We start from the raw sequence: 12,018 nt of genomic DNA on the forward strand, positions 1-12,018 counted from the left end.
GACTGCGGGTCATTGGGTAATAACCCTTGCTCGCTTTCGATCGATTCAATGCGGTACAGTAGTTACTCCTCTGCATAACTGTATGAATCCATGAATACGGCGTCTTTCGTGTCCAGGCCGGACGACCGGCTGCCCCGTTATCAGCAATTGCGCGACGACCTCGTGAGCCGCATTGCCGCCGGCGAATGGGCGCCCGAAGAGGCCATCGCCACCGAGGCGGAACTAGGCCAGTTCTACAACGTTTCGACCGGCACCGTTCGCAAGGCGATCGACCTGCTGGTCAGCGACGGCGTGCTCACCCGCACCCAAGGCAAAGGCACGTTCGTGCGGCGGCCGCGCTTCGACTCGTCGCTGTTCCGCTTCTTTCGTTTTGTCTCGCGCGACGGGCAGCCGGTGCGCCCCACCGCGCGCGTCCTGAGGCGCGAGGTGGTGAAGCCCAGCGAAGAGATCCGCAACGCTTTGCGTATGAAGGCCTCGGAGAAGGCAATTCATCTGTCGCGCGTGCGAATGATCGAAGGGCAGGCGGTGTTGTCGGAGGAAATCTGGCTGCCGCGCGCCCGTTTCGAAGCGCTTGCCGCGTTGCCGCTCGACAAATTCGAAGACCTGCTGTACCCGCTCTACGAACGGCTCTGCAAGCAGATGGTGGCCTCCGCGACCGAAATTCTCCGCGTAGAACAGGCTACCGCCGAAACGGCTTCGCTGCTCGGCATGAAAACCGGCAGCCCGGTGATTCTGGTTCACCGCGTCGCCTCCGACTTCGCCGGCACACCGTTCGAATGGCGCAGCACGCGTGGCGCGGCCGATACATTCCAGTACCAGGTCGAAATCCGCTAGACCCGCGTTAGCCCGCCTGTTTCCGCTGAACACAGCTTCCTACTCAAGGTGGCGTTGCCCGTCATGCGGGTATCACCCCATGGCGTCCGGCTGAAATTCCTACAATCATATATATGACTGTATCAATTTTTATTTGCCGTGCAGTCGGGCAAGCGGAGAAATCATGTCCACACAATTAGCATTCGAGCAGCAGGTCATGAAAAAGATGGCGTGGCGGTTAATGCCGCTACTCATCGTCATGTTCCTGATTTCGTTCATCGACCGCCAGAACGTCGGCTTCGCCAAGCTGGAGATGGTGCACGACCTCGGCATGACCGAAGCGTCGTACGGATTGGGCGCGTCGCTGTTCTTCATCGGCTATCTGCTGTTCGAGGTGCCCAGCACGCTCGCGCTGCATCGCTTCGGCGCGCGTGCATGGCTCGCCCGCATCATGATGACGTGGGGAATCGTAACGGTGCTGATGGCGTTTGCCCGGTCGCTGCCGGTGTTCTATTCGTTCCGCTTTGCGTTGGGCGTCGCTGAAGCAGGGTTCTATCCGGGCGTGATCTATTACCTCACGCAGTGGTTCCCGCAGAGCTATCGCACGAAAGTGCTTGGCTTCTTCACGCTCGGCAGTTCGCTCGCCAATATGCTGGGCTCGCTGATCGGCGGTCTGTTACTCACGCTGGGCGGCACATGGGGATTTGCCGGGTGGCAGTGGGTGTTCATCGCGACCGGCCTGCCGGCTGTGGTGGTTGCATTTGTCGCGCTGAAGTATCTGCCGAATTCGGTGAGCGACGCACCGTTCCTCTCGCAACAGGAAAAGGATGTGGTGCTCGCCGCGCTCAAGCGCGAGGCAGCGGGCGATGCCAAGGCGACGCATCCGTGGGCCGCGCTGCTCGATCCCAAGGTGCTGATGTTCGCGCTGACCTACATGCTGATGTCGACGTCGCTGTACGGCGTGACCTACTGGATGCCGACGCTGCTCAAGAGCGACGGCGTGTCGTCGTCGCTTAACGGCGTGCTCAATATGATTCCGTGGGCGCTGGCCACGCTGCTGTTGCTGTGGCTTCCCGGCAAGCTCAAGCGTGAGCGCGTGGTGTTGAGGGCGATGAGCATTGTTGCAGCGGTCGGCGTGGTGGGCTTCGCGTCGAGCCTCGTGCTGCCGACCCCAACGCTGCGCTTTGCGGCGCTGTGCCTGGGCGGGGCATGCATTCCGTTACTGTATCCGTGCTTCTGGTCGCTGCCGCCGCGCTTTTTCTCGGGCGCACGCGCCGCTGCGAGTGTCGCCGCGATCAATGCGATCGGGAATCTCGGCGGCTTCGCGGGACAGAATCTGATGCCTTATGTCGGCAAAGCGGCGCATAGCCAGATTGCGCCGATGCTGGTGCCTACTGCGTGTCTTCTGACGTTGGGAATTGGTACGGGCATCGCTGCTTTGATCAGCGCTCGCCGTCGCACGACACTTGCAGCAGCAACGGTACGTTAGCGCGACTAGACGCGGTGTGACGCGGCCGTGTCTATGCATGGCCGCTAGCACGCGTTGTTAAGCCCGCGTTGTTAAACCCGCGTCAAGGACGAAGCAGGTCGAAGCTCGCCAGCACGAGTACGCCGGTCACCGCGATCAGCGCGACCGAGTGCTGGCCGAAGTAGAGAAGCGCCGCAGCCGACCACGACGCGAGCGTAAACGCCGCGAGCTTTTTCATCGGAACCCCAGAGACGCGGCGAGCAGGCCGCTCACTATGCCGCAGACCACCACGGCCAACGCGACGACGGTCAGGACCCGCTTCGGAAACGAGCGACCCAGCATCGCCATAGACGGTACGCTGATTAGCGGCAGCGTCATGAGCAGCGCGCCCGCAGGCCCGGCTGCCATGCCGAAAGACAGCATCGCCTGAATGATCGGCACTTCGCCCGCCGTCGGGATCACGAACAGCGTGCCGGCGATGGACAGCGCGACGATCCACAGCACGCTGTTGTCGATGTCCGGACCAACGTGCGGAAAGAGCCACGCGCGTGCCGCGCCGAGAATCAGCACCAGCACGATGTATTCGGGCACGAGACGCAGCGTCATCGTGCCGAGTATTTTCACCCAGCGCGTAAATGCGGTGCCCGGTTCATCCGTCGTGACCAGTTGCGCGATGGCTTCGCGCGACGCCTCGGCTTCCTTCGGCGTCACCATGCGGTTCACGAGATAGCCAAGGCCGAACACCATGACCAGGCCGAGAGCGAGCCGCAAGCCCATCCACTGCCAGCCGAGCACGAAACCCATGAAGATCAGCGTGGCCGGATTGAGCGCCGTATTGCCGAGCCAGAATGCGATTGCCGCGCCGGGCGCCGCCTGCCGCGCGCGCAGTCCCGCCACCACCGGCGCTGCGCAGCAGGTGCACATCATGCCGGGCAACGACATCAGGCCGCCTTTCACGACGCTGCTGAAGTCGCTGCGGCCGAGCGCGCGGGCGACCCATTGCGGCGGAATCAGCGCCTGCACCGCGGAGCCGAGCAACAGACCCAGCACCATTGCCTGCCAGATGGCCTTGCCGTAGGCAAACGCGTAGTCGATTGCGGACTGCCACGACGCGGCGGGCGCGCTCGCAGACGTACCCATCAGGATCGACTTGCCGATCGAATGCTGGCTCGCGGCGACGAACGCGCGGTTGTAATACGGAAACCACTTCACATAGAAGAGTCCGACGACGGCGATCGCGAGGAACACGATCCAGCCAAGCGCGACGCGGGGCTGCCGAAGGGTTGATTGCATGTTGTTCGTAACGTTAAGGTTGGGTCAGACTAGCGCGACTGAACGCTTATCGAGTTGCGCGAGGAGCGCTTTAGCCTGATCAACGACGTCTGCGTCGTTCGGCCGGAAACTGATTTTCAGCGCCTGCGGCAGTTGCGTGAAATGCTGATGGCTGCTGCGCGCGTATGCCGGATCGTAGTGGAGTTCGATCAACTCGTTCGCGAGTTCGGCGCGCCGGTTTTCGTCGACGAGTTTTTGCCACCCGGCGACCCGTTCGCGGCTATGCAAGCCGATCAAACGTTCCAGCTGCGCCTTTAACGACACGGGGTCGTCGAACAGTTGCGCGTAGTCGTGAAGCAGAAACGCCGAGCGGTCTTCGCGGCTCGCCGCCACTTCCACACAATCGCCGCGATGAAACGTGTCGAGCAGAGCGAGCGGCAGCGTGATTGCGCCAATGCGACGGCTCTCCGCCTCAACGAACACCGGGCGCGCGGGATCGAAGCTGCGCAGCGCGCTCACGAGCAGGGTGTCAAAGCCTTTTTGCGACGGCTGAGCGACCCCAGCCCATGCGCCGAGCAGCGACCCGCGATGCGCGGCGAGCGCTTCGAGGTCCAGCGTCTGCGCACCTGCTTCGTGGAGCGCGGCGAGGAGCCGCGTCTTGCCGCTCCCGGTCGGACCGACCAGTGCGACGTAACGGAATTGGCTCGGCAGCGTGGTGAGCGCCTCGACGGTTGCGCGCCGGTAAGTCTTGTATCCGCCGTCGAGCTGACGCGCGGGCCAGCCGATCATGTTGAAGAGCGTGGTGACGGAGCCCGAGCGTTTGCCGCCGCGCCAGCAATAAACCAGCGGTCGCCAGTTGCGCGGCCGGTCGGCGAACGTCGTTTCCAGATGAAGCGCAATATTGCGGGCCACCAGCGCCGCGCCCACCTTCGTGGCTTCGAACGGCGACACCTGCTTGTACATCGTGCCGACCAGCACGCGCTCCTCGTTGCTGAGCACCGGCGCGTTCATCGCGCCCGGAATGTGGTCTTCTGCAAACTCGAGAGGCGTGCGTACGTCGATGATTTCATCGAAATCACCTGCTTGATCGAGGCTGACGAGTAGGTTTTTCAAGGGCGTACGGGGGAAAAGCGGACAAAGCGGTGCCGGATAGACCGAAATTATCGCATGCGGCGCGATTGGCGGCAGCGCGCGGCTTTCTGCAGCCTTTCACCGCGCCTTGTCAGCCGCCGCCTTCTTTCAGATCACTTCTACGCGCCCTTCGCCTGCAACCATTTCGCCGATCACGCGAGCGTCGCCGAAACCGTCGGCGTGAAAGAGCGCCAGCACGTCGTCCACAGCGTCGGGTGAACACGAAACCAGCAGGCCGCCTGAGGTTTGCGGGTCCGTGAGCAAGGTGCGCGCGCTCGGCTGCAATGTTGCCGGCAACGAAATATCTTTACCGTAAGCATCCCAGTTGCGCCCGGAGGCGCCCGTGAAAACGCCGGCTTCGGCAAAGTCGACTACGCCCGGCAGCCATGGCAGGTCGGCGTAACGCACGCGCGCGGTGAGCTTCGAGCCGCGCGCCAGTTCCAGCGTATGGCCGAGCAGGCCGAAGCCCGTGATGTCGGTGAGCGCATGCACGCCGTCGAGCCCGGCGAGTTGAGCACCCGGGCGGTTGAGCTTGGTCGTCGCGCCGATCATGGCGGCGTAGCCGTTCGCGTCGAGCCGGTCTTTCTTCAGCGCAGCCGAAAGCACGCCGACGCCGAGCGGTTTGCCGAGAATCAGCACGTCGCCAGCCTGCGCGCCCGCGTTGCGCTTCACGCGCCGCGGATCGACCACGCCGATTGCTACGAGGCCGTAGATGGGCTCGACCGAGTCGATCGAATGTCCGCCCGCGAGCGGAATGCCGGCGTCCGCACACACCGACTCGCCGCCCTTCAGCACTGCCGCAATCACGTCGTGCGGCAGCACGTTGATTGGCATTCCGACGATGGCGAGCGCCATCAGCGGTTTGCCGCCCATTGCATAGACGTCGGAGAGCGCGTTGGTCGCCGCAATGCGGCCGAAGTCGAACGGATCGTCGACGATCGGCATGAAGAAGTCTGTGGTCGCGACGATCGCCTGCTCGTCGTTCAGCTTGTAGACGGCGGCGTCGTCGGCGGTATCGTTGCCGACGAGCAGGTCTGGAAAGAACGGCAGCGGCGCGCTGCGTTTGAGCAGGTCAGCGAGCAGGCCGGGGGCGATTTTGCAGCCGCACCCGCCGCCGTGCGACAGGCTGGTGAGGCGGGGCGAGGAGCTTGCTTGGGCTTGAAGGTCGATCATTGTGGCGCGAATTTGTGGCTTCGAATGATCGCATTATGAGGGTTGTGGACTCCGTGCGCTTCGGAGTTCCCCGCTGCCGAACCGCGGTGTCGACGGAATTCAACGCGGAATTCAACGCAGGATGTCGGTCGCTTTGTGATTCCCGTCCACGCCTTCCACGAGGATTACCGGTCCGCGAGCATGCCGCATGCGCAACGGCAGGATGCGCCGGTACGCGTCCGACGCGTACCAGGCGCGCGCCGTCGGAAGGTCGGGAAACTCAATTGCGATCAGGTCGCCGTGCCACTCGCCCTCCACGACGTGCGGCCGTGCGCCGTGTACGATGAATCGGCCGCCGAATGGCGTAAGGGTTGCGTCGATACCCTCGAGGTATTCGACAATCTCAGCGCACATTTCAACGTCGTGCAAATGGGCAATCGCATACGCAGTCATGTTCACTCCTCCATGCATGAAGAAACCGGAACTCGCATGCTGCGTATGATTGCCCTCGCCCGGAGGCGCGTCGATTACCTCACAGGTAATGGAATCCGCAATGTGCGGTTCTAACCGAGCCAGCCCTTGATCGACTCGATCATTGCGGAGGTCGAAATACCATAGCGGTCGTGCAGTGTCGGCAGTGCGCCTGCAGCGAGGAATGCATCGGGGAGCGCCACCTGCCTGAACGGGCACGACACTCCGGCGCGCATCAGTTCGGCCGCAACGGCCTCACCCAGACCGCCGATCGTCGTATGGTTCTCCGCCACCACGACGAGCCTGCCCGAACGCTTCGCTTCGCGCACGATTGTCTGCGTGTCGAGCGGCTTGATGGTCGGCACGTGCAGCACGCCCACGCCGATGTTCTCGCGTTCCAGCGCTTTCGCGACTTCGAGCGCACGCATGGTCATAATGCCCGACGAGATCACGAGCACTTCCGCGCCGTCGCGCAGCATCTTTGCCTTGCCGAGTTCGAACGTGTAGTCGTATTCGTCCAGCACCGCAGGCACGTTGCCGCGCAAAAGACGCGCATAGACAGGGCCCTTGTGTGCGGCAATGGCCGGCACCATCTGTTCGATGTCGAGCGCATCGCAAGGATCGACAACGGTCATGTTCGGCATCGCGCGCATCAACGCGAGGTCTTCCGCGGCCTGGTGGCTAGGACCGTAGCCAGTGGTGAGCCCCGGCAGCGCGCAGACGATCTTCACATCGAGGTTGTCTTCGGCAATGGCCTGGTGCATGAAGTCATACGCACGGCGCGTCGCGAACACCGCGTAGGTAGTCACGAACGGCTGCGCGCCTTCGTGCGCGAGGCCCGCCGCCGCGCCCATCAGCAATTGCTCCGCCATGCCCATCTGGTAGTAGCGCTCAGGGAATTCCTTCGCGAAGATATGCAGGTCCGTGTACTTGCCGAGATCGGCCGTCATGCCGACAACGTTGGTTTTCTGCCGAGCCAATTCGACGAGCGCGTGACCGAAAGGCGCCGAGCGCGTGAGCTGGCCTTCGCCCGCAATGGACGCGATCATCGCCGAGGTCTTCAGGCGCGGTTTGCTCATGGTTGCGTTGCTCATGCTTGTCTCCCTGCTTCCAGTGCTTCGAGCGCCAATTGCCATTCGTGCGCATCGACGCGGATAAAGTGGTTCTTCTCGCGCTCTTCGAGGAACGGCACGCCGCAACCCATGCGCGTATCGGCGACGATCATGCGCGGCTCGTTGCCGGGATGCTTGCGGGCCGCGTCGAACGCGGCGGCCACGGCGCCGATATCGTTGCCGTCCACACGTTGCGTGAACCACCCGAATGCTTCGAGCTTCTCGACTAGCGGTTCAAACGCCATGATCTGTGTCGACGGTCCGTCGGCCTGCTGGTTATTCACGTCTACAACGGCGATCAGGTTGTCGAGCTTCCAATGGCTCGCGGACATGATGCCTTCCCAGATCGCGCCTTCGTCGAATTCGCCGTCGGAGAACAGCGTGTACACGAACGACTTCGAGCCCTTGCGCTTGAGTCCGAGACAGCGGCCGACCGCAATCGTCAGGCCGTGTCCGAGCGAGCCGCCGGACATCTCCATGCCGGGCGTGTAGCTCGCCATGCCGGACATGGGCAGACGGCTGTCGTCGCTGCCGTAGGTCTCCAGTTCTTCGGCGGGCAGAATGCCTGCTTCGAGCAGCGCCGCGTACAGCGCGATCGCATAGTGTCCGTTCGAGAGCAGGAAGCGGTCGCGCTCTTCCCACTCGGGATCTTCCGGGCGATAGCGCATTGCGCCGAAGTACGCGACGGCCAGTACATCGGCGATGTCGAGCGCCTGCCCGATATAACCCTGGCCCTGCACCTCGCCCATTAAGAGCGCGTTTCTGCGGATGCGGTAAGCGTGTTCGGCAAGCGATGCCGTCGACGCATTGGATGGACTGTTCATGTCGTCTCCTGAGGTTTAAGCGGAATAGTTGGAAAAGGTCAGCGGTTCACGGATTTCGCGGGCACGAGGAAGACCAGGCATGCGCCGAGCGTCACCGCAACCGAGATGAAGATCAGTCCCGCTGTCGAACGGCCTGTCATGTCGTTGAGCCAGCCCACGATGGCGGGCGAAAAGAAGCCCGCAAGATTGGCGAAGCAGTTCACAGCCGCGATGCCGGCTGCGGCAGACATGCCGCCGAGCAGCGCCGTGGGCAGCGACCAGAACTGCGACGACGACGCGAGGATGCCGGCAGCCGCAATGCTCAAACACACGATCGACGCCGGCACGCTGCCGAGCGTAGGCAGGACCGCAAAGCCCGCCGCCGCGATCAGCATTGGAATGGCCAGGTGAAGTCTGCGTTCGCGCCGGCGGTCCGCACTCATGCCGATCAGCGGCAACGCGACGATCGCGCAAAGATAAGGAATCGCGGTGAACACACCCACCCACAGCGGATCGGCGACGCCTGATTTACGGATGATCGTCGGCAGCCAGAAAGTCAGCCCGTACTGACCGAGCACGACACAGAAATAAATCGCTGCCATCAGCCACAAGCGACGGTCGCCAATGAACGAGCGAATCGAAATATGGGCAGTGGTGTGCGCGTTATCGCCGGCGACATTGCGCGCCAGCAGATTCTTCTCCGACTCGGTGAGCCATTTCGCTTTGGCGATGCCGTCGTCGAGATACAGAAGAATCGCGACTCCAAGCACGAGCGACGGCAGAGCCTCAAGCATGAACAGCCACTTCCAGCCGGCCATATTCATTGCGCCGTGGAGCGAATGCATGATCCAGCCCGACAGCGGACCGCCGACTATGCCCGCAAGCGGAATCGCCATGAAAAAGAGCGACAACGCCTTGGCTCTGCGGGCAGCGGGAAACCAGTACGTCAGATAAAGAATGACGCCCGGCGCGAAACCCGCTTCTGCAACGCCAAGCAGAAAGCGCAAAACATAAAACGCGGTGGGCGACTTCACGAAGACGAACGACGCGGAAATCACCGCCCACGTCAGCATGATTCGCGCAAGCCATTTGCGCGCGCCGACACGGTGAAGCACCAGATTGCTCGGCACCTCGAAAAGAAAGTAACCGAGAAAAAAGATGCCCGCGCCCATGCCGTAGACGGTCTCGCTAAAGCGCAGATCGTTCAGCATCTGCAGCTTCGCAAAGCCGACGTTGACGCGATCCAGATACGCGCCGAGATAGCACAGCATCAGAAACGGAATCAGCCTGCGGCTTACCTTGGCGTAGGTGCGCGATTCGAAGCTCGTCGCGTCTGAGTGCGCCAACACTTCGCCGTCGATAGCAGAAGCGGTGTATTTCGATTTCATGTTTGTCTCCTTCCATGGGCCCCGGGTTCGCCCGGGTGCCAGGAACACAGCGCCGCCTCGCGGGCGAGCGCTGTCGTCAATGAATGAGCATGCCGCCGTTGACGTCGAGCGTGACGCCCGTCAGATACGTCGAGAGATCGCTCACGAGAAAAAGGCACGCGTTCGCGACATCGGCGGCGTCGCCCAGTCTGCCGAGCGGAATGCCTTTGATGATGTCCACGCGCATTTCCGCAGTCAGCTTGTCGCCGGTGATGTCGGTCTGGATGAGCCCCGGCGTGATCGAGTTGACGCGGATGCTGTCGGGACCGAATTCGCGGGCCATCGCACGCGCAAGACCGAGCACACCGGCTTTCGCCGCGCTGTAATGCGGGCCGCCGAAAATGCCGCCGCCGCGTTGCGCCGACACAGACGACATGCACACGATGCTGCCGTGCTTCTGCTCCTTCATTGCAGGCAGTACGGCTTGCGACATGTAGAGCGTGCCGCGCAGATTCACATCGACGATTGCGTCGAAACCTTCGGCGCTAATGTCTAGCGTGCGTACTGGCTGCGTGATGCCGGCGTTGTTGACGAGGCCGTCTATGCGGCCATAACGTTCGAGCGTGGCGGTTGCAGCTTGCACGCATGCAGCTTTGTTGGTGACGTCGCAAGCAAGGCCGAGATGTGCCGCGCCCAGATCGGCGGCGGCCGCTTTCGCGTCTTCTTCGCGCAGATCGAGAATCACGACGCGCGCACCCTGGGCGGCCAGTGCCTTCGCCGTCGCCTTGCCGATGCCACGCGGGGAAGCCGCGCCCGTGACGATAACCACCTTGTTCTCGAGCAGCATCACTTGTCTCCTGAATGTTGATGTGATGGAGCCAGTGTCCGGCACGCCGCGCGTGGCATCAACGCAGTACGGCTCAACTATGCTTGAGAAATTTTCAGGTGTTCGGGAGGGCGGACGCGACGCTTGCTGCGCGCGGGTTGGCGGCCTGCGAAGCAATCCGCCGAATGAGCACGGTGCTGGAATACCCTGGTGTCGATCTGCCGGTGTTTTTAAGCCGCGCATTCTCTCTGACCGATTTCCCGGTCGATCCACGCGATGAATCGCGCGACCCGTGGCAACTCCGCATTCTGCGGCGGGCACACCAGATGATGCGCGCCGACCTCGACCGCGTGCGAGTGATCGAACACCGGCACGAGGGCGCCTTCCTTGATCCGTACCGACGCGAGCATCAGACTTTCGAGCGCGATGCCGAGTCCGAGCGCCGCCGTTTCGAGCGACATGTACGAGCGGTCGAACGAGAAATCGAACGTCTTGTGCGCGGCAGAGACGCCGGTACGCCCGAACCATTGCTTCCACTGAACGAGCGGCGTTTCCGAGTAGATCAGACGATGGGCGAGCAGATCTTCCGGCGTCTTCACCGGGTGGCTCCGCAAATAGGCCGGCGACGCCAGCGGCGCAATGAACTCGTTGCGCAGCGTCCGCACTTCGAGATCGCGCCAGTTCGCATAACCGTGGCGAATGTCGATGTCGTAATAGCCGCTCGTGAACGACACATCTTCATATGAGCATGCGAGGTTCAACTGGATGTCCCCGTTCGCTTCCTGAAACGATGCGAGCCGCGGCAGCAGCCACATCAGCCCGAAGCTGGGGCTCGAATGCACGCGCAGAATGTCGACCTCGGTGCGGCTCGACGCGCGCTCGGTCGCGCGGCTCAGGTCCGCAAGAGAACCCGTGACGTCCGACAGATAGCGCTCGCCTGTCGGCGTAAGCACGAGGCCACGGCCTGAGCGGTAGAACAGCGTCTGGCCGATGATCGACTCCAGATTGCTGATCTGATGACTCACCGCCGAAGCGGTCAGCCCAAGCTCCTCCGACGCACGATTGACGCTCCCAGTTCGAGCCACGCTCTCAAAAGCGATGATGGCTTTGACGGGTGGTATGCGCATGGTGAAGTCTTCTCAGTGCGGTTGTGAAAGTGTTCCGATGCTCGCCATACGAAGGTAAGCAGAGTAGTGCGGTAAACCATGAACCGGTCTGGCGCAACGCAGCGAGCGCGCGAGACGCAGCCCCGATTATCCGTCAATTGCCAGTGACTGCTTCGCCGGTACGCGCTTTGCTGGATCGATGCAGGCGACGAAGCGGACCTGCGATCGCCGGCGGCAACGGCATGGAGGCGTGGCATGGGATGTGGCGCGAAAGGTGTCATGACGCTCGGGCAGGAAACAGATATTGCCGGCGAGGAAATGCTGAACATGCAGCACCTGGAAGCGAGCCCGGACGGCAAGTACGTTTTGCTCGTCGAAACGGAGCGCTCCGAATGGGGTATTCAACAGCAGACCAGTTACCGGATGCCCGCGAAGCGTCTCGTCGAGTTGATCAGGACACAAGGTGAGCGCATGGACGGCTAGCCCTTGCCGCGAAG

General features: G+C 62.4%; 13 protein-coding genes. 3 read left to right on the forward strand and 10 right to left on the reverse strand.

The genetic code is table 11. From position 1 onward, the window contains the following. The first annotated feature begins 90 nt into the window (after window positions 1-90). Together ACTJLB_RS11750 and ACTJLB_RS11755 are read left to right on the forward strand one after the other, a co-directional pair. Window positions 91-834, forward strand: a complete 744-nt coding sequence (locus tag ACTJLB_RS11750; protein WP_440783349.1) for a GntR family transcriptional regulator — start codon at window positions 91-93, stop codon at window positions 832-834. Between the two features lie 163 nt (window positions 835-997). Then, entirely contained in the window at window positions 998-2,302 is a 1,305-nt protein-coding gene (locus ACTJLB_RS11755) for an MFS transporter (RefSeq protein ID WP_020071367.1), read from the forward strand. A gap of 82 nt (window positions 2,303-2,384) precedes the next feature. Here the strand turns inward: ACTJLB_RS11755 and ACTJLB_RS11760 are convergent, their stop codons facing one another. The 10 genes from ACTJLB_RS11760 to ACTJLB_RS11805 all read right to left on the reverse strand — a co-directional run bounded on the left by ACTJLB_RS11760 (window position 2,385) and on the right by ACTJLB_RS11805 (window position 11,542). Then, complete coding sequence (locus ACTJLB_RS11760; RefSeq protein ID WP_020071366.1) at window positions 2,385-2,519, reverse strand: hypothetical protein; 135 nt, start codon at window positions 2,517-2,519, stop codon at window positions 2,385-2,387. Next, on the reverse strand, window positions 2,516-3,574 hold the full coding sequence (locus tag ACTJLB_RS11765) for a permease (protein WP_408416084.1): 1,059 nt from the start codon (window positions 3,572-3,574) through the stop codon (window positions 2,516-2,518). The genes ACTJLB_RS11760 and ACTJLB_RS11765 overlap by 4 nt, the downstream gene beginning before the upstream one ends. Window positions 3,575-3,598: 24 nt before the next feature. Then, window positions 3,599-4,666: a tRNA 2-selenouridine(34) synthase MnmH gene (gene mnmH, locus ACTJLB_RS11770; RefSeq protein WP_440783350.1), complete on the reverse strand. Its 1,068-nt coding sequence runs from the start codon at window positions 4,664-4,666 to the stop codon at window positions 3,599-3,601. Window positions 4,667-4,792: 126 nt separating this feature from the next. Continuing rightward, a complete protein-coding gene (selD, locus tag ACTJLB_RS11775) occupies window positions 4,793-5,857 on the reverse strand; it encodes a selenide, water dikinase SelD (RefSeq protein WP_440783351.1) in 1,065 nt (354 codons plus the stop codon). 111 nt (window positions 5,858-5,968) lie between these two features. Continuing rightward, complete coding sequence (locus tag ACTJLB_RS11780; protein WP_392394718.1) at window positions 5,969-6,289, reverse strand: DUF1330 domain-containing protein; 321 nt, start codon at window positions 6,287-6,289, stop codon at window positions 5,969-5,971. A 110-nt stretch (window positions 6,290-6,399) separates the two neighbouring features. Continuing rightward, a complete protein-coding gene (locus ACTJLB_RS11785) occupies window positions 6,400-7,401 on the reverse strand; it encodes a transketolase family protein (RefSeq protein ID WP_408172535.1) in 1,002 nt (333 codons plus the stop codon). Further along, the gene (locus ACTJLB_RS11790) at window positions 7,398-8,243 is read right to left on the reverse strand and encodes a transketolase (RefSeq protein ID WP_440783352.1); all 846 of its coding nucleotides are present in this window, start codon (window positions 8,241-8,243) and stop codon (window positions 7,398-7,400) included. The genes ACTJLB_RS11785 and ACTJLB_RS11790 overlap by 4 nt, the downstream gene beginning before the upstream one ends. A 38-nt stretch (window positions 8,244-8,281) precedes the next feature. Further along, entirely contained in the window at window positions 8,282-9,610 is a 1,329-nt protein-coding gene (locus ACTJLB_RS11795; RefSeq protein ID WP_288830123.1) for an MFS transporter, read from the reverse strand. 76 nt (window positions 9,611-9,686) lie between these two features. Beyond that, a complete protein-coding gene (locus tag ACTJLB_RS11800; RefSeq protein WP_131320231.1) occupies window positions 9,687-10,436 on the reverse strand; it encodes an SDR family NAD(P)-dependent oxidoreductase in 750 nt (249 codons plus the stop codon). Window positions 10,437-10,645: 209 nt separating this feature from the next. Further along, the gene (locus ACTJLB_RS11805) at window positions 10,646-11,542 is read right to left on the reverse strand and encodes a LysR substrate-binding domain-containing protein (protein WP_440783353.1); all 897 of its coding nucleotides are present in this window, start codon (window positions 11,540-11,542) and stop codon (window positions 10,646-10,648) included. 258 nt (window positions 11,543-11,800) lie between these two features. Between ACTJLB_RS11805 and ACTJLB_RS11810 the strand changes: the two genes are divergently transcribed. Further along, window positions 11,801-12,004, forward strand: coding sequence for a hypothetical protein (locus ACTJLB_RS11810; RefSeq protein ID WP_227471264.1), 204 nt, complete (start codon window positions 11,801-11,803; stop codon window positions 12,002-12,004). Window positions 12,005-12,018: the final 14 nt, after the last annotated feature.

This window comes from Paraburkholderia sp. 22098, assembly GCF_052045935.1.
Lineage (GTDB): Bacteria > Pseudomonadota > Gammaproteobacteria > Burkholderiales > Burkholderiaceae > Paraburkholderia > Paraburkholderia caledonica.